The 18,920-nt window shown below is 35.6% G+C and carries 14 protein-coding genes; 11 read left to right on the top strand and 3 right to left on the bottom strand.

Features of this window, described 5'->3' with window-relative positions; genetic code table 11:
- The first annotated feature begins 761 nt into the window (after positions 1 to 761).
- The 3 genes from patD to F6K06_RS24210 all read left to right on the top strand — a co-directional run bounded on the left by patD (position 762) and on the right by F6K06_RS24210 (position 4,241).
- Complete coding sequence (gene patD, locus F6K06_RS24220) at positions 762 to 1,139, top strand: heterocyst frequency control protein PatD (protein ID WP_124143248.1); 378 nt, start codon at positions 762 to 764, stop codon at positions 1,137 to 1,139.
- 8 nt (positions 1,140 to 1,147) lie between these two features.
- A complete protein-coding gene (locus tag F6K06_RS24215) occupies positions 1,148 to 1,756 on the top strand; it encodes a zf-TFIIB domain-containing protein (RefSeq protein WP_240038768.1) in 609 nt (202 codons plus the stop codon).
- 826 nt (positions 1,757 to 2,582) lie between these two features.
- Complete coding sequence (locus tag F6K06_RS24210; RefSeq protein ID WP_124143249.1) at positions 2,583 to 4,241, top strand: ABC transporter ATP-binding protein; 1,659 nt, start codon at positions 2,583 to 2,585, stop codon at positions 4,239 to 4,241.
- 147 nt (positions 4,242 to 4,388) lie between these two features.
- Here the strand turns inward: F6K06_RS24210 and F6K06_RS24205 are convergent, their stop codons facing one another.
- The gene (locus tag F6K06_RS24205) at positions 4,389 to 5,627 is read right to left on the bottom strand and encodes a transposase (protein ID WP_240038769.1); all 1,239 of its coding nucleotides are present in this window, start codon (positions 5,625 to 5,627) and stop codon (positions 4,389 to 4,391) included.
- A gap of 157 nt (positions 5,628 to 5,784) precedes the next feature.
- On the opposite strand from F6K06_RS24205, the gene F6K06_RS24200 reads away from it, so the two are divergent.
- From F6K06_RS24200 to F6K06_RS24165, 8 genes are all read left to right on the top strand, one after another.
- A complete protein-coding gene (locus F6K06_RS24200; protein ID WP_240038770.1) occupies positions 5,785 to 5,982 on the top strand; it encodes a nitroreductase family protein in 198 nt (65 codons plus the stop codon).
- A gap of 113 nt (positions 5,983 to 6,095) precedes the next feature.
- Positions 6,096 to 7,373 carry a serine hydroxymethyltransferase gene (gene glyA, locus F6K06_RS24195; protein ID WP_124143250.1) on the top strand — a complete coding sequence of 426 codons (1,278 nt, stop codon included), beginning with the start codon at positions 6,096 to 6,098 and terminating at the stop codon, positions 7,371 to 7,373.
- 814 nt (positions 7,374 to 8,187) lie between these two features.
- Positions 8,188 to 9,246: a glycosyltransferase family 4 protein gene (locus tag F6K06_RS24190; protein WP_124143302.1), complete on the top strand. Its 1,059-nt coding sequence runs from the start codon at positions 8,188 to 8,190 to the stop codon at positions 9,244 to 9,246.
- Between the two features lie 338 nt (positions 9,247 to 9,584).
- Positions 9,585 to 10,850 carry a competence/damage-inducible protein A gene (locus tag F6K06_RS24185; RefSeq protein WP_287243208.1) on the top strand — a complete coding sequence of 422 codons (1,266 nt, stop codon included), beginning with the start codon at positions 9,585 to 9,587 and terminating at the stop codon, positions 10,848 to 10,850.
- 292 nt (positions 10,851 to 11,142) lie between these two features.
- On the top strand, positions 11,143 to 11,277 hold the full coding sequence (locus F6K06_RS24180) for a hypothetical protein (protein ID WP_275670273.1): 135 nt from the start codon (positions 11,143 to 11,145) through the stop codon (positions 11,275 to 11,277).
- A gap of 28 nt (positions 11,278 to 11,305) precedes the next feature.
- On the top strand, positions 11,306 to 11,752 hold the full coding sequence (gene aroQ, locus F6K06_RS24175; protein WP_124143251.1) for a type II 3-dehydroquinate dehydratase: 447 nt from the start codon (positions 11,306 to 11,308) through the stop codon (positions 11,750 to 11,752).
- A gap of 884 nt (positions 11,753 to 12,636) precedes the next feature.
- Positions 12,637 to 13,776: an ADP-ribosylglycohydrolase family protein gene (locus F6K06_RS24170; protein ID WP_287243207.1), complete on the top strand. Its 1,140-nt coding sequence runs from the start codon at positions 12,637 to 12,639 to the stop codon at positions 13,774 to 13,776.
- Positions 13,777 to 13,806: 30 nt separating this feature from the next.
- Positions 13,807 to 16,326, top strand: a complete 2,520-nt coding sequence (locus F6K06_RS24165; protein ID WP_287309009.1) for an HD family phosphohydrolase — start codon at positions 13,807 to 13,809, stop codon at positions 16,324 to 16,326.
- Positions 16,327 to 16,985: 659 nt separating this feature from the next.
- On the opposite strand, the gene radC is transcribed toward F6K06_RS24165, so the two are convergent.
- Both radC and F6K06_RS24155 read right to left on the bottom strand, forming a co-directional pair.
- Positions 16,986 to 17,717 carry a DNA repair protein RadC gene (gene radC, locus F6K06_RS24160; RefSeq protein WP_124143254.1) on the bottom strand — a complete coding sequence of 244 codons (732 nt, stop codon included), beginning with the start codon at positions 17,715 to 17,717 and terminating at the stop codon, positions 16,986 to 16,988.
- Between the two features lie 849 nt (positions 17,718 to 18,566).
- Positions 18,567 to 18,698, bottom strand: coding sequence for a DUF6653 family protein (locus F6K06_RS24155; RefSeq protein ID WP_275670274.1), 132 nt, complete (start codon positions 18,696 to 18,698; stop codon positions 18,567 to 18,569).
- Positions 18,699 to 18,920: the final 222 nt, after the last annotated feature.

The raw sequence follows: 18,920 nt of genomic DNA, 5'->3' as shown, positions 1-18,920 counted from the left end.
TATAAATCAGATTAATTGGTTGTTTCTTTAGCTAATTTAGACTAGAGATGCCAGAGTTATATTTTGGTTTTTTCTTAACCTAAATTATCAATTTATAGTTGATGAGAAAGCGGTCTTAATTTTAATTAGCTTTGTACTTTATAGTTACAGATTTTTTGAGATTATCTGTTATTTTTTATACTTTAATTCTGATAAAAAAATATGGAAAACTATGTATAATCATTGGGATAAGATTATATTATCAAATCGGGATTGATGTCTACGGATATCTACAATATAACTTAATAATTGAAGACATAATTACTCTTGAGTATAAATAGATTATGACTCTAAAAAAACTATCAAAAATACTCATCAAATCAGTAATCGTAGAGTGAAATTAATTTACAGAACAATTAAAACTAATTCTGCAACTTTACTGAGATTATGAATATCCTATATTATTACCTTGTAGATTAATAATATAGTCTTTCTCAAGTGACTGAGGTACAGTTGTTTTTCTTCTTTTCTCTCTTGGTGCGCGTTCCCTCTCTTGGTCGGCATTCCCTTGCGACTGGCGTCGTCGCGGGGTCCGACCGCTTGCGCCTGACGGCGACGCTGGGTCTGACCGCTTGCGTCTGTCGCACCCCGCGGGGTCGCACCGCTATTCCTTGTTTCCCAAGTTTCCCGAATTACTGCTCCCCACTCCCTAAAAATTACGAATGCGCATACCTCACGCTTCTTGGGAATTGCTATATATACAAATTTAATTGATTTATATTATGTTACCAAAGGAGCATAATCAACGATATCAAAAATTCACTCAACTGCTGAATCAGTTACAAGAACTTATGGCCCAAGAAAATCTAGAGCTAGAAAAAATTTCGGCCATGAGGAAAGAAATCCAACAGTTTTTCGAGATTAAGATTATGAGTCTAGATAACTTAGAACTAGATCTATCTATTGTATTCCAGATCAAGTCTTACCTAACAGAGATCCACAAGGAACTTCGACTCTTATATGTAGATTTAATTTTTTTGCAAGCATCTCGAAATCCTCAAACAACACAAAAACGATTGGCCACTATCAAAGACCGCCTAAAAACCCTCATAGGCTATTGCGGAAATATACTTAGTCAAACAAAATTAACACAGGATTAGGAATATATATGATGAAAAGTCCCAAGTACGATGTAGATTTAGAAGATGCCGTTTTGAACGATATTATCCCGGTAAAATATTGCCCAGAATCTAAAGGTTTTTGGATGTCGGGAAAAAATTATGAAGCTTGGTTAGACAGTTTACCCTCATGGTATGCCCCAGAAGAAATCTTACCCTATAATCAATTTGAAGATTTTGTCCCCTCCCCTTTTGATGGTAAGGCAGGGTTATGTCCAGAATGTGGTACTTATTTATCACGCATCAAAATAAATATTAAACAACCTTTTTATATAGAACGTTGTTTACATGATGGTGGTATTTGGTTTGATAATGCTGAAGAGTGGAAAATTTTAGAATCCCTTGGACTGCATACAAAAATACATGAGATGTTTTCTCGTCGATGGCAAACTAAGGTGCGTCAGCATCAACAAGAAATGATTAATCGTCAGACTATTATTGATAAATTGGGAGAAGAAATAGCTGAGTATGTTTTTCAATTAGCAGATATATTAGAGGATAATCCTCATGGAGATTGTGCTGCTACTTATATGTTACGCAGATTTGAAAATAAAAGAAAGGAGCTAAATGGGAAATTTAGTGTAGGAAGTCAAAGTTAATATTTTATGAAAGGAAGAAGGAAGAAGGAAGAAGGAAGAAGGAAGAGGGAATAAGGAATAAGGAAAAAATAATTCTGCGCCACCTCACATAAAGAAGTCAAAAGTCAAAAGTCAAAATTTAAAAGTAATATTTTGAGGAATTAACACTTTGAAACTACAGTAATTTAACCGAAATTATTTCATATTTAAAGGAGCGAAACTAGAAGTTAAAAGTCAAAAGTCAAAAGTCAAAATTTAAAAGTAATATTTTGAGGAATTAACACTTTGAAATTACAGTAATTTAACTGAAATTATTTCACATATATATAAGAAGCGAAACTAGAAGTAAAAATTTAAAAGTTAAAAGTTAAAAGTAATATTTTGAATACTCAAAACTTTGAGGATACAGTAATTTAACTGCAATTATTTCATATCTATAAGAAGTGAAACTAGAAGTCAAAAGTCAAAATTTAAAATTTAAAAGTAATATTTTGAATACTCAAAACTTTGAGAATACAGTAATTTAACTGCAATTATTTCATATCTAAAGGAGCGAAACTAGAAGTTAAAAGTCAAAAGTCAAAAGTCAAAATTTAAAAGTAATATTTTGAATACTCAAAACTTTGAGAATACAGTAATTTAACTGCAATTATTTCATATCTAAAGGAGAGAAACTATTAGTAACATTCTTTTTTTAGCTGGTATAACACCTAAGTGCTTAGGCAAAATGAATTGCCTAATTTTATTCTCTATAATTTTTACAACATCAGCTTTTTAGCTTGAGAGTATGTGTAATTAATTTTGCATGACTACTTAAAACCTATGAACTACCACCTACCACCTAGTAATGAATTCCTTACTTGATATAAAAAATCTACGAGTAGCTTATCCAGAAAAACGTGGAAAATCTCATTGGGCAGTAAATGATGTCTCCCTCACACTTCAACCAGGTGAAAAATTAGGATTAGTGGGAGAATCTGGATGTGGTAAATCTACTCTTGGACGTGCTGCTATGAGATTATTACCCAAATCAGTACAAGTTGAGGGGTCTATAACATTTGGGGGAGAATACATATTTGAGATGAACCCCTCTCAACTGAGAAAATTTCGTGGAGAAGCAGTAGCATTAGTTTTCCAAGACCCCATGACTCGCCTCGATCCATTAATGACTATTGGGGATCATTGTGTAGAAACAATTCAAGCTCATCAACCCAATATATCTAAATCTCAGGCACAACAAAAATCTACAGAAACTCTTGAAGCAGTAAATATTCCTGCCAGTCGTTGGTCTCAATATCCCCATGAATTTAGTGGAGGAATGCGACAAAGGGTGGCGATCGCTCTAGCTTTATTACTGGATCCTAAATTAATTGTTGCGGATGAACCTACTACTAGCTTAGATGTAACTATAGCGTCTCAGATTTTAGGGGAACTTACCAGACTTTGCCAAGAACGTCAGACTTCCTTATTATTAATTTCCCACGATTTAGCAATGGTAGGAGAATATTGTGACCGTATTGCTGTAATGTATGGAGGTGAAATAGTAGAAACAGGTTCAATTAAACAAGTTCTCTACAATCCCCAACATGAATATACCAAATCTCTGTTTCAAGCTGCTTTACATATTCAAGTAGTTGAATCTACTCCTGCTCAAATTCAACTAGAAAAATCTGAATCAACGGAACTTCCCAAAATCCTCAAACCAATTTTGCAGATCAAAAATTTACAGAAGCACTACACCTTAGAAAGTAATTTTATAGAGCAGTTATTATTTTCTGGAAAAAGTAAACTTATCAAAGCAGTAGATGGAGTTAACCTAGACCTCTATCCAGGGGAAATAGTCGGATTAGTAGGAGAATCTGGGTGTGGTAAAAGTACCTTATCTCGGACTATTTTACAATTAATCAAATCTACTTCTGGCTCAGTCGAATTTCAAGGCAAAGACTTAACGAGTCTCTCTTTATCCGCATTGCAACCCTACCGTCGCGAAATGCAAATGATATTTCAAGACCCCCTTGCTTGTCTTAACCCGATGATGACTGTTGACCAGATAATAGCTGACCCTCTATTTATTCATAATTTGGCTAGTGTAGAGAAAGCTAAAATTCAAGTGGAGCAAATGTTAGAAAAGGTAGGTTTGACTCCAGTAGCAGAATATGGCAAAAGATACCCCTCAGAATTATCTGGAGGACAACAACAAAGGGTAGCTATTGCTAGAGCTTTGATTACTAATCCAAAACTGATTATTTGTGATGAACCTGTGAGTATGTTAGACGCTACTATTCAAACTCAAGTTTTGGAATTGATGTTGGAATTGAAGAAACAATTAAATTTAACTTATTTATTTATTACTCATGATCTATGGGTAGCTAGATTTATTTGTGACAGAATTGCTGTTATGAATAGTGGAAAAATTGTTGAGGAAGGGAAAACAGAAGAAATATTTAATTATCCTCAACATCCTTACACTCAGACATTGTTAAATGCAGCGCCGTTACTATCGTAAGCATTCAGCTTTCAGCTATTAGCTATCAGCTAGCTCGGTAATTTTTTGTGGAGAAGGAGTTAGTGCTAGCTACTACGAGATGAAGCTCAACGTTCAATAGGTATGGCAATGCAGAGTTTGTAAGTTTATAGACAAATATTCATCTATCTACCAACTCACTTTTCCAGGTGTTACCCTGAATGGAACTACTCCTAATCCCTCTATTCCATCAGCATAAGCATTTGGAACTGCTTTTCGTAGTATGTTGTAACTACCGTTGAGGTCAGGATTAATCAACAAGCCATTTTTCGATTTATATAATCCTCTTTTTATTCTTTGACCACTAAATTTATGTTTTACTCCCTTTTGATAATTGGGGATATTATCAAGATCAAGAAAGCTAGCTTTTGATGTATAACTTTCTTCGTTGATAATTACTTTTATGCCTACTAATTCAGCTTTATACGTCAATTGTTCTATAAATTTATGATGAGGAATTTGAACAAAATTTTGGTTATTTCTTTTCCCTATATTAATCTCTTGTTTCCATTTTTGATTATTCCCTATTACTAATGTCCCAATCTTGTTTTCTCGAAGATTATTAATTATTTTTCTACTTGCTTGATGTAAATATGTCTCTACTTTTAAATTACGTTTTCTTGTTAATTTATTGATTTTATTTGAATTGAAACATTCGACCCCTTGTTTTTGTAATTTACTTTGTAATTCTCCTCTCTTTTTATTATAATATTGATTAATTGATTTTAAAGGTTTACCATTGATTATAAATGGTTGAAATTCCTTCACATTTGAGGAAACTGTTGCTAAATTTGATAACCCTAAATCAATTGCTGCCACTCGATTATTATCTATTGGTATTCCTGATTCTACTTCATAAACTGCCTCGAATATATAATAACCATTACGAGGTACTAATCTAATTTCATTGACTTTTCCTTGAATTTTTGTTGGGATTGATATATTTGTTCCTGAAGGTTCTAAGAATCCCTTCTTTAAACCTCTTTTACTAATCGCTTGAGCTGGATAAATCGTCACACACCGACCTTTTAGCTTATCTTTATATCTTGGTAAATTTGGTTTGCCTAGATATTTATGAGGGTTTTCTGAGTAGTCTTTGAGGGAGGCAAAAAACGAACTCCAGCACCTATCTACTAATCTAATTATTTGACAACTTACTTTTCTAGGTATTGCTTTATAGTCAACAGACTCTTTAATTAAATGATAAGTTTGAGCTGAGTTTAAATACTTCTGGTTGAAGATAAATTCTTGTCTAACAATATAATTAACTGCATTAAATAAATTCTTTGATAAAAAGCATAACTTATCGATTTCTTTATAGTTACAATGGTTAGGCTTAATTATATGTTTTTCAATCAGTTTCAGCATGGCAACTCCTGAGTCCTGTTTCTGTGCTTTTATTTGTCGCCCTAGATCGTCTATACATTCTCACACTAAGAGAAATAGAATGTATCCTCAAGTATGAATGCAGTAACATAATTGTCCGTAAATGTCTAGATCTTGATTGAAATTAAATAATACCTTAATGTTAGCAGCAAAAACCATGGGTTATGATTCCTGCCCAATGATTAGTTTTGATATTCAAAAAGTAGCAGAATTAATTAATTTACCTGAAGATTATGTAATGGGTCCTATGGTAGCCATTGGCAAAAAAGTTAAAGGTCCTTGGCCAAAACCAGGACAATTACCATTGAGTGAGTTAGTGATTGAAAATAAATTCTAAAAGAAAATTAATTATCACTCTGCTAGTTTAAACTAAATTCCTCCGCCCCATACTGAAAACCTAAGTTCCGGTATGGGGCATATACTTTTAATGTAGCCCAAAAAATATACAACATGATTAACGCTAACTTTCTAGCTGATACTGACCCCCTAGTCGCCGAACTAATTCAAAAAGAATACGGACGGCAACAAGACCACCTAGAACTAATTGCTAGTGAAAACTTTACCTCTGCAGCAGTAATGGCTGCCCAAGGTTCCGTACTCACCAACAAATATGCCGAAGGTCTCCCAGGTAAACGTTACTACGGTGGCTGTGAATTTATAGATGAAATTGAGCAAATAGCTATAGACCGTGCCAAACAATTATTTGGTGCTGCCCATGCCAATGTACAACCCCATGCAGGTGCCCAAGCTAACTTTGCCGTATTCCTTACCTTGTTAAAACCAGGGGACACAATTATGGGAATGGACTTATCCCACGGCGGACATTTGACCCACGGTTCCCCAGTTAATGTTTCTGGTAAATGGTTCAATGTTCATCATTATGGTGTCAGTCAGGAAACAGAAACCATAGATTATGACCAAGTTCTCGAACTGGCAAAGCAACATAAACCTAAACTACTAATTTGTGGTTACTCCGCCTATTCTCAAATAATTGATTTTGAGAAATTTCGGGCGATCGCTGATGAAGTTGGAGCTTATTTATTAGCAGACATTGCTCATATTGCAGGTTTAGTAGCAACGGGTCATCATCCTAACCCAGTCCCCCACTGTGATGTAGTCACAACTACTACCCACAAAACCTTAAGGGGACCACGAGGCGGTTTAATCCTGACCCGCGACCCAGAATTAGGAAAAAAACTGGACAAGTCAGTATTTCCCGGAACTCAAGGGGGTCCGTTAGAACACGTTATTGCAGCTAAAGCAGTAGCATTTGGAGAAGCTCTCAAGACAGAATTTAAAGCTTATTCCGGCCAAGTGATTGAAAATGCTAGTGCCTTAGCAACTCAACTGCAAGAACGCGGATTAAAAATAGTTTCTGGTGGTACGGAAAATCACGTTATGTTGGTGGATCTAAGGTCAGTAAGTATGACAGGGAAAAAGGCAGATAAATTGATGAGTGGAGTTAATATTACTACGAATAAAAATACTGTACCTTTTGACCCACAGTCTCCTTTTGTCACCAGCGGCCTCCGACTAGGTTCTCCAGCAATGACCACAAGAGGTATGAAAGCTCCTGAATTTACTGAAATAGGCAATATTATTGCGGAACGGTTACTCAATCCAGAAGATGAAGGGGTAGCTCAAATGTGTCGAGATAGGGTAGCATCATTGTGCGATCGCTTTCCTCTCTATCCTCATCTCATGGCTAAGGTTCCCAGTCTAGTCTAAATAATTTTGGATGGACAATTGAGGATTTTTCCGAAGTTGAGGTTTTATGTATAGCACTATAGTTTTAGTGACTATACATAGGGTTTGCTTATGGAAAGTCTTTTTGCTGGGGTAGGAGACAGGAGACAGGAGACAGGAGACAGGAGAAATGGGAATGAGTCAGGAGGTAGGAGCTAAGTTTTGTCCCAAGATTGTTCTGCCCAACTATGCGCCTAAAATACTAGCTTTTTGAGCGTTTTAGACTGAAATAGGTGCACTGCAATTCGACCCCAAAAAGGCACTTGTCTTTATATGTCAATGCTTTTAGATTTAATCAGCAAGCCCTACATAAGTATCGTAAATCGGTAACTTCCAATTTGGGATTGATTTCTAGTCTTGAGCTACTAGCAAATTAAAATACTAGATTTAATCCCCAACCTGTATATTGCAATATTCATTAGTAGAGGCGTTCAATACAATGTCTCTACCATTATAGATAAAGACTAATTTATCGGCATAAAATACTATAGCGCTGTGCGCAGGCAACAGGCAACAGCTCATCTGGGGGAATAAATTGCTGATAATATAAGACTTTTAGCTATTTGGCCTTTCCTGCAATTTGTAAATATACCAGCGCTCATTGCTATATATTTACAGTAGCACTATAGTTTAAGCCCACTATATATGGAATTTAGACTCAGGTTTTACGAGCAAAAATTCAAGTATTTTTATAACTATATCCAATTATTTATATTTTATATAGTAGCAAAATATCCTAATAATGCTAGACAAAATTAATAATTTCTTATTAACTTTTAACCCCCCATTACTTCAGATACCTCATTATCTGTACCATTTGATTACCTTAATAATTTCAACTTTTGTTGTACTTTTAATTACACCAATTATCCGCAAAATTGGTTTAAAAATTGGACTTGTAGATAGTCCAGGTGGTCGAAAAATTCATAAACAGCCAATGGTACGTTTGGGAGGAGTTTCTATTTTTATTGGTAGCCTAATTGCCCTTTTAGTTGTTTGGTGGTTAGGAGGATTTATAGATACTAATGGCAATATTTTACCTCCAGAAAAAGAGTTTGAAATCTGGGGTGTAACAATTGGTAGTTTAGCTTTTTTTCTAATTGGTTTAGCAGATGATTTGTTTGGTTTATCTCCCTTATTTCGGTTATTCATGCAAACTATTGCTGCTAGTATGGCTTGGATAGTAGGAGTACAAATTGAATTTCTGACAATTCCTTTTTATGGGTTAGTACATATTAATATTCTGAGCTGGCCTGTAACTGTTATCTGGTTAGTGGGGATGGCAAATGCGATTAATTGGATTGATGGTGTAGATGGGTTAGCTGCTGGTGTTTCTGGTATTGCAGCTTTTGTGATGTTAATTGTAAGTATATTTATGGATCAACCAGCAGCAGCTTTAATTGCCGCAGCTTTAGCTGGTGGAACATTAGGTTTTCTTCGTTATAATTTTAATCCAGCTCAAATATTTATGGGGGATGGAGGAGCTTATTATGTAGGATTTACTTTAGCAGGAGTAGGAGTAATAGGGTTAGTGAAAACTACTGTGGTTACTTCTGTTATTTTGCCATATCTAATACTAGCAGTGCCAATTATTGATATGTCTGCTGTAATTCTAGACCGTTTACGAAATGGTAAATCTCCTTTTATTGCAGATAAACGCCATCTTCATCATCGTTTATTAGATGCTGGTTTATCTCAAAGATTAACAGTTTTTTTTATCTATTCATTAACACTTTGGGTAGGAAGTTTAGCTATGGCTTTTTCTGGTATTCCTAGTGGCGCAATTTATGCTTTTAGTGCTACAGGTTTACTGGTTTATACGAGTTGGAAAGTGTGGAAACACAAACAAGCTTAAATGTTTTATTGACCAGGGGAATTGGGGAGTGAGAGAGTGGGGGTAATGAGGGAGAAGTAAACATAATAATAATTAATGTGCTCTTAGGGTGTTATACCAATTTGAAAAAAGTAAGTTTGAATTTTCCTTGGAGACTAATTCCTCCTGAGCTTGTGATAATCAGTTAATAACTCATAGCTGTTAAAAAGCGTTTCCCGAATGCTCCCCTTGCCAGATACCATTATCGTCCGCACTGCCTTTTTAGGCTGATAGCTGATAGCTGACTGCCGAATGCTTACTAATTAATTAATTTGAGAAATGCGATAAAATTAAACATCAAATTAGGACTACCATTTGATATGATTGCAGAAATTATATGTGTTGGAACAGAACTACTATTAGGAGATATCCTGAATAGTAATGCTCAATTTTTAGCCCAAGAACTAGCAAGATTAGGAATAGCTCATTACTATCAAACCGTAGTAGGAGATAACCCAGAAAGAATCAAACAGATACTAGCGATCGCTACCCAACGCTCCCAAATATTAATTTTCACAGGAGGTTTAGGCCCGACTCCAGACGATTTAACCGTGGCCACCATCGCGGACTATTTTAATACTCCACTGATGGAAAGACCAGAAATAATAGAAGATATTACCAAAAAATTTGCCCATCGGGGTCGCACCATGACCGCCAGTAACCGGAAACAAGCCTTAATTCCGCAGGGAGCAAGTATTTTGCCTAATCCTATTGGTAGTGCTCCAGGAATTATTTGGCAACCAGTGCCGAATGTAACAATAATGACCTTTCCCGGAGTTCCCACTGAAATGAAATTAATGTGGCAAGAAACTGCTGTACCTTATATGCAGAATCAGGGTTGGTGTGGTGAAACTATCTATAGTCGGACATTAAAATTTTGGGGCATTGCAGAGTCAGCTTTGGCAGAAAAAGTTGCCCCATTGTTGGAAATGAAAAATCCTACTGTTGCTCCCTATGCTAATTTTGGAGAGGTAAAATTACGAATTTCTGCTCGTGCTAAGTCTCAGGAATTAGCAGATAAATTAATTTTGCCTGTAGAACAAAAAATACGAGATATTGCAGGAATTGACTGTTATGGCATTAATGATGACTCTATAGCTTCAGTAGTAGGAAAATTATTGTTAGATGCAGGGGAAACTTTAACTGTGGCCGAATCTTGTACTGCTGGAGGTTTAGGTAGTATGTTGACTTCTACTCCAGGTAGTTCGCAATATTTTTATGGTGGAGTTATAGCTTATGAAAATATTGTAAAAATTTCTTTGTTAGATGTTAGTCAGGAAGATTTAGCGACAGAAGGTGCTGTGAGTCATGCAGTGGCAAAACAAATGGCAAGTGCGGTGGTGAAGAAGTTAAGAAGTAACTGGGGAATCAGTATTACAGGTATTGCCGGACCTGGAGGTGGAACAGAATTTAAGCCAGTGGGTTTAGTTTATATTGGTATAGCAAAAATAACTGGTGAGGTAGAAAGTTTTGAATACCGCTTTGGTGCTTTACGCAGTAGAGATTGGATTAGAAGAGTGAGTGCCTGTACAGCTCTCGATCTGTTGAGAAGAAAATTATATTTATCTGCTGGAAGACTACAATAATAAAATACTTGATTATAATAAAACGATAATAAATAAAATTGTGGATTTTTATCCATGTTTTTTAAGACAACTTAACCGAATCGTTGCTGAATGGCCATATACCCCGACAGCAAAGATAGTGTTAATATAAGAGTAAAGATAAACAAACGAAAGGCCACAATGACTATTGATCATTTTGTGGCTGAGTTGTTAAAATCTTTCAAAACTTTTGTATGAAAAGGGAAGCGGCAGAACCCGCCCCGCTTACCCCTCACTATAAAAGGTGAGAGTATTCAGCGGGAATAAAATATTGATGGATTTCATTGACAAGGTAATAGAAAAATTAAAGGAATGGACCCGCAAGCTGGTTGATTCTTTATTAGGTCCAGAACCAGAACCAGAACCAGAACTCATTCCCATTCCAGTCAAAGACCGCTCTCGTCGCTGATAATTCTATCATTCAAAGTTTAAATTATTTGTTTAGCATTTTAGTTTTACATGGGCCAAATTTGAATCTCCTGGGTCTGCGAGAACCAGGAATATATGGCTCTGAAACTCTAGATAATATAAATGGACTGTTAGAGCAAGAGGCGGAAGCCCTGGGAATAAAAATCTCTGTATTACAGTCTAATCATGAAGGTGTCTTGGTGGATGTAATTCACTCAGCTAGTGAGCAACACCAAGGCATAGTTATTAATGCCGGGGCATATACTCATACAAGTATTGCCATTAGGGATGCTATTTCTGGGGTTAATATTCCCACGGTAGAAGTACATCTGAGTAATATTTATCGTCGGGAACAATTTCGACATCATTCTTTTGTAGCACCAGTAGCTGTGGGTCAGATCAGTGGCTTTGGTTCAGAAAGTTATATTTTAGGGTTAAAAGCAATAGTTAATTATCTTCAAAAAACTATCAGTTAAATAATTGCCTAAATCTAAATATGGCTGGAAATTTTATATTTGAAAAAAATATATCAATTACAACACTTTTCATTTAAGTAGACTACAAAATTATTTTGGGTTAGGGAGTAGGGAGTAGGGAGTAGGGAGCAGACAGCAGGATTATGCTTTGGCAACTGTAGTCTATCTATTTGAAAACCGCTATAAATTATTCAATAATATTTAATAAATAAAATAGCGTAAACTTTAACGATTCATTCAAGTAATAACTATGTAGCTCAAATCATAGAATACTATAATTACTCAAAGAATGAGAGAAACAAATTTTTTACAACTTTTATATAAAAAATAATACTTATTCAATAATAACTATTATTAATGGCATCAATATTAAGAGAGTGTTTGTTAAATAAATATTAGATAGTTTATGGTACGAAGCTTTTTAGGTAACGCACTCTTCCCACAGCAAGCAGAGCGTGGCAGTAAAACTGACTATTATTCTATAAATGTTAAACGTACCGTCACACACCCTACTTAATCTTTTTTTGACAAACAGTATCTAATGCCAGTCACAAAAATTAAATTATTCATATAAAGAACATTTATTTTGAGAATAAGTAATAGTATAAATCTGTACAGATGACATAATAAAATTCAATATAGATAGCGACCTTAAATAAGTTTTGAATAAATGTTAGTCTGAAAAAGCATATATAAAACTTACAGCACTTTTGAGGAAGCGTGAACTACAATTTAATACTAATCTCTATTCCCTATTCCCTCAACTCGTAAAACTTTTTACCTCGTAAACTCCAAAATTGCTGTAGGTCTAACTTGATTAAATTTACCTATACTACTCATTACCTATATAAGAAAAATAAATTTATAGAAGAAATGAATAAATAATGCAGCATTCTCTATTAACAAAATTCCAAGGTACTTTATTAGGAGCAGTTTTAGGTAATCATTTAGGTTATTACTTTGAGCAACAACAAACAGAGAAAGAACGAAAAAATTATAAAATATCGATAAATAAACATAAATTTAACCTAGATTTAGATAAACAAAAATTGCAAAAATGGGGAGAAATTACAGCTAATTGTGCAAATAGCCTAATTAGAAATCAAGAATTTAATCAAAAAGATTGGCAGAAAGTTTATGAAGAATGGCAATATAATTGGACTAATAAAAAAGACCAAAGTGGCAAAACAAGTCAGGTAAAATATTCTCAAAAAAAAGTAGAAAAATTTCCAGAGATATTTGATAATGAATTGGCCGATATTTACTATATAGATAAAGATGATGTATTTTATCCTACAGCTAGTAATGCAGTTATAGCAAGCTTGCCAGTAACCTTGCTATATCACGAAGATGAATTGAAACTGGAAAAAAAATTACAGCAATGGGGAAAAGTTTGGCAAAATTACTCAGATATCAATCCAAGTAACTTAGCAATTGGATATCTTATAGCCCAAGCTTTGACAGAAAAACTAGATCCCCGAACTATAATACCCAAAATTATCGACTATATTGGAGAAAAAGAACCATTAGTAGGGCAACTAAGACAAGTAGAACAATTGATTAATCAAAAAGCAAATTTAGATACTGCAATAACTAAATTATCAAAAAATCTTAAATCTTGTTCAAGACAGGATATATTTTCTGAAGAACAAGAAAACTCTATCTCTTGTCCTTTTTTCTTACCTATCTGTTTAGCCTTATACTGCTTCCTCAGTACCCCGGAAGACCTGAGTTTATCAATATTACGAGGTTCAAGAACAAAATGGGCAACCGAAATCTGTACTATAGTAGGTACTTTATCAGGAGCTTATAACAGTACTACTGGAATTCCTGTAGAATGGCGACAAAAAATGGGAGCAGAACTTTTGGGAATAAATGAAGCAGAAATTCTGAAGTTGGCCAAAAAACTTTGGGCAGTTTGGTGTGGAGTTTATGACCCAAATAATATGACACAAAATATAGTGCCAGCAGTTGCTGCCAGGAATATAATTCGTCCTCGCCCACGCAAAGCTAGTGGATATTGAAAACTCTATGATGTTTAGACATCAACAAACATGCATCTGACACATTTAATTGGGAAATTATTGAAGCCCCAGAAAAAACAACAATTACCGAGTTGGTCAACTCTGGCAACTTCACCAATTTTAGTGGTGTTGACAATAGCATCTCTAACAGGTACTATGGGTCAACGTTACTACAGTCAGCCAAAGTTAGATGAGGGAACTGTTGCTCCTCAAACTATCCGTGCTCCGAAAGGTGCTATAGTTCCCGACAATAAAGTAACTGAACAGCAGCGCAAATCAGCTAGACTGGGTGACATCACTGTATTGATGATTAATGAGTCAGTCAATCAAAGAGTTGACAAAGAATTAGCTGAAATACTGGCACTAGGTAATCAAGTCAGAGAGATAGTTGTTAATTTTCCATTTGTGAATACAGGTATATTATCAACAAATACTCAGCTGCACCTACAGCAAGTTTCCCAAGAAAAGTGGGTGGCTATTCAACAAATAGTAGAGGAAGAGTTAAAAGAAAGACCTCCAGGGCCTCAACCAGGAATAAATGCTGATTCTATATTAACTAAAAACTCAATAGAACTTGTCAGTAACAATGATAACGTTATAGACGATCGATTATTGACTAAGGTATCAGTCCTAGCAGACTATCAGGAATATAGTCAAAATTCTATAGTTATTAGTAGTAAGGATCGACAAGCAATTTCAGAATTATTAGCTTATCGCAAAAAAAGTTTTTTTCAAAACTATGAAAGAGTTTTGGAGGAGATTTCACAAGCTCGTGATTTGTACAAAGACGCAACAGAATATCTGGCTAAACAGCAGGAAATCGAAGGTTATGAGGTATACGATTCTACTTTATTAGAACTGTCTGACACTGACTGGCAAAAAACTCAAACAGGTATTGAAATTGTAAAAGAGCGAATGCTGGCTCAAGGAATATCGCCAAATCTACCTAAGCAGGAATGGGTGAAAGCACTGAAGTTACAAGTAAATGATGTAGTTCCTGTGGTGGCGGAAGATTTAGCAATCAATGTTTTGAAGGTAGCTTTGGAAGCTAATTTATCTCTAGATTCAGAAGGCACTAAACAATCAGTTGAACTGGCAGCACAAGAGATTGAAACAGTAACATACAAAGTCCGAAAGAATGAAGTTATTGTCAGGAAGGGGAAAAATATTAGCCGTAAGGCATTTGTGTTACTAGATCATTTTCGCTTAAGTCGCCGTACAGTTAATTGGCATGGTTTGGGGGTTTTGGTAGGTATTGTTAGTGGAGCTGTAGGTATAGTAGTTCTAGTAGAAAGGCAATTTAAATCTGGTCTAAGGCACAGAGATAATATACTTTTGTTGCTTTTGAGTTTGAGCGCACCGTTACTGATCGCCTTGAAAGTACCATGGAGTAGTTTACCAGCAATTGGATTATTGGTAGGAACTTTCTATGGTTCAACTATGGGAGTGACAGTGGTGGGATTAATCTCTGTGATACTACCTATTGGGATGGATGTTGACAAAATAGATTGGTTTGCCAGTGCTGCTGGTGCTATTGTTGGCAGTGTAATAGCTGAAAAAATGCGATCGCGTGAAGAACAAGCATTGTTAGGTTTAGGGGTAGGGTTAACTCAAGGTACTGTTTATTTGTTGATAAATTTGATTGTCCGTGAAACACCAGGATTACTATGGTATGCAATCATAGGTCCGGTAGGTTCGCAAGCAGTAACAGGTGCAGTAACAGGTTTGGTTTGGAGTATTGTTGCTTTGGGTTTGAGTCCATATTTGGAGCATTTGTTTGATTTGATTACTTCGATTCGTTTGTCTGAATTGGCTAATCCTAATCGCCCTCTGTTGAAGCGTTTGGCATCGGAAGCACCTGGTACTTTTCAGCATACTCTGTTTGTGGCAAGTTTGGCAGAAGCGGCAGCACGAGCAATTGGTTGTAATGTAGAATTGGTGAGAACGGGTACTTTGTATCACGATATTGGTAAAATGCACGATCCATTAGGATTTATTGAAAATCAAATGGGTGGACCGAATAAACATGATGAAATTAAAGATCCGTGGGTGAGTGTGGAAATTATCAGAAAGCACGTTACGGAAGGATTGGTAATGGCTCGTAAACACCGATTGCCAAAGGCTATTAGGGCGTTTATTCCTGAACATCAGGGTACAATGTTAATTGCTTATTTTTATTATCAAGCTAAACAAAGATCTGAGAAGGGAGAAAAGGTAGTTAAGGAAGAGATGTTTCGCTATGCAGGACCGATTCCACAATCGCGAGAAACTGCTATTGTGATGTTGGCAGATTCTTGTGAGGCAGCATTGCGATCGCTCAAAGATGTGACTCATAAAGATGCTTTACAGATGGTGAAGAAAATTATGCGGGCACGTTGGCAGGATAATCAATTGGCTGATTCTGGTTTGACAAGGGCAGAAATGTCAACTATTGCCGAAATTTTTGTACAAGTTTGGGAACAGTACAATCACAAACGTATTGCTTATCCTAAAGCGGCAATGAATCCAAACCAAGTAAAAACTGTAAAGTCAGTTGTTAGTTCTAATTAAATGTTTTTCAACAAAGAAGGAAGAAAGAAGAAAGAAGAAGGAAAAAGGCGATTAGTTATAGCAACCGCCAAGTTGGTGTTTGACAATTAGTGCGAGCATCTTGCTCGCGTAATGAATCATCATAATTGCCTGATATCCTAACTATAGTATAATGGCCACTGCTATATATTGGCGATCGCTTTTCTCTAATACAAGGAAGAAGTAAAAAGCAAGAAGGAAGGAGGCGTTTAGTTATCTAGGAGGGAAGGAAATATCTTGCGTTGTCTGAGTTTTAAGCTTTTAATATGTCCGTGCCCTTTCCTTCGACTGCTATAAAAATTAATAATATCAAATCCTAACTATAGTGGCCACTGCTATATATTGGCGATCGCTTTTCTCTAATACTTTGAAAATATGCTTATGATAAGCACTACACAAATAAGTTAGGAAATTCTTCTATTTCCTGTTCTGTGCTACCTACTCCCTTTTCACTCAAATTTATTGTCAAATGCCAAAGAACCTACTGCTATAGCAGTCGAAGCAAAGCTTAGGACATTCCTAAATGCTCAAACGAGGGTCAGAGATCGCTTCTGTAGGGGCGAATGGCCATTTGCTAACGCAGAGCTGCCGCTAACGCCCCTACTTACTTCTGACTTCTGACTTGCGCGTAGCGCTATATATCAATCTCCTTGAGGATATTCTTCCCATAAATTAGTCGCTTGGCGCAGACTGGAATGTTCTCCATTACCCATAATGATATGGTCGAGTAGAGGAATAGCTAAAAATTGCGCTCCTGCTAACAATTGGCGTGTTAAGTTGATATCTTCGGGACTAGGTTCCACATTTCCCGAAGGATGATTGTGGGAAATAATAACTCTGGTTGCACCCTGGCGAATCACTTCTCGAAAAATTTCACGGGGATGAGCTAATGTTTCTGTTGCGGTACCGATGGTAATTACTTGAGTTCCGAGTAAGCGGTTATTTACATCTAAGAGTAAAACTGCAAATTTTTCTTGGGTTTGCCACATTAAATCTTGACTTAAAGCATCTGCAGCAGCTTGTGGACTTTCAACAAGAGCTAATTCTGGAGGGCGAGATTGAAATACTCTTTTTCCTAATTCAATGGCAGCCAAAATAGTTGTTGCTTTTGCTGTACCAATACCATGAATTTGAGTTAATTCTTGAACTGTAATATTACGGAGAATTGAGAGGGGGTCGCGCTGATGTTGACTTAATTGATTGAGTATATATTGTCCGAGACCTACAGCAGAAAGTTTCCCTTTTCCCTGACCTGTACCTAAGAGAATAGCAATTAATTCTGCAGTGGAAAGACTTTTCGGACCAGAGGCAATTAATCTTTCCCGTGGTCGTTCATTGCTCGGTAAGTCTGCAATTCTAAGACTGTAGGTCATTTCAGTTATCAGTTATCAGTTATCAGTTATCAGTACTTCCGGCTTAAGTGGGAGGCTTGAAATACTGAAGTTTCTTTTTTCATCCCCTTTAAAGGGGAGGCTTGAGACCTGATATTTTGGTCATTGATGCACTATGAAAAAACTAAGGTCAATAATTTCTAAACATAACATAAGTTATTCCAAGAAACTAGACACAAAACAAAAACTTCATACAACTCCGTATTATTTTGGATACCTAGAATTTTTACTGCCAGATTATGTCTAAGTTATCTCAGGAGGTGAGAAGAAAACTATAAGTACATGTGCAAAATTAATTTAATATTTGTCAGTAGGGAGTAGGGAGTAGGGCATAAAAAATATACTTTTGTGTACAATAAATCAATCTAAAAATACAGCAGATTCCACCAAGTGTGAGGTACACCCATAGCGGGCATCTTGCCTGCACTGAGAACATTTAATTGTTAATATCTGTACTTTATATACAACCGAATATGCTGTATTTTTTCCTACCTATTTAAGCTAACCATCAAATATACAATAGACATCTCCAATAATAAAAAATAAAATTAATATCGTACAAAAATCATTAATTATTTACTGTATACTTCCTACTGACCTTCCATGGAAGGTCCCTAATGCATACTCCCTACTCCCTCTTTTCTGGAGATGTCTAATTAATATTGCTTGACTATTTAAAGGATAAATAGAAAAAAAGTTTTGATAAATAATAGTTTAAGACCAATATCAAGCTGATTAAAAATTATTAGGAGTTGGTAATTGCCAAGGGTTAAATCAGCAATATCGTCAATTTTCCTCTAGATTTTTCTGCATATAATTTTCAGGTTATTACTAATACAACCAACTCTGATATTCTGAATTAGCATCTTTCATTTCTTCATATAACCAAACCATGCGATCGAGAAACCACATCTTACTTAAAAGTACTAGAACAACTCCTAATAAAATCGGCCAGATATTCAACTTAATTAATCCCTAAATACAAAAGATTAAACCAACTGTTGAAATGAGATTAAGAATATTAATTACGGGTTGATGATGTTTGGGAGTTTCAATACTGAGACTTACACAACTTAACTGGTAAAATTAGACTATAATGCTTGTAAATCAATAATTTTACGTCGAAGCGCTCGCTACGGGACTTACACAAAATTTTAGAGCTGCCGAAATCAAGTAAATATTAAG

The organism is Okeania sp. SIO1H4 (genome assembly GCF_010672695.1).
Classification (GTDB): Bacteria; Cyanobacteriota; Cyanobacteriia; order Cyanobacteriales; family Microcoleaceae; genus Okeania; species Okeania hirsuta.
This window is presented reverse-complemented; position numbering and strand designations above follow the sequence as displayed.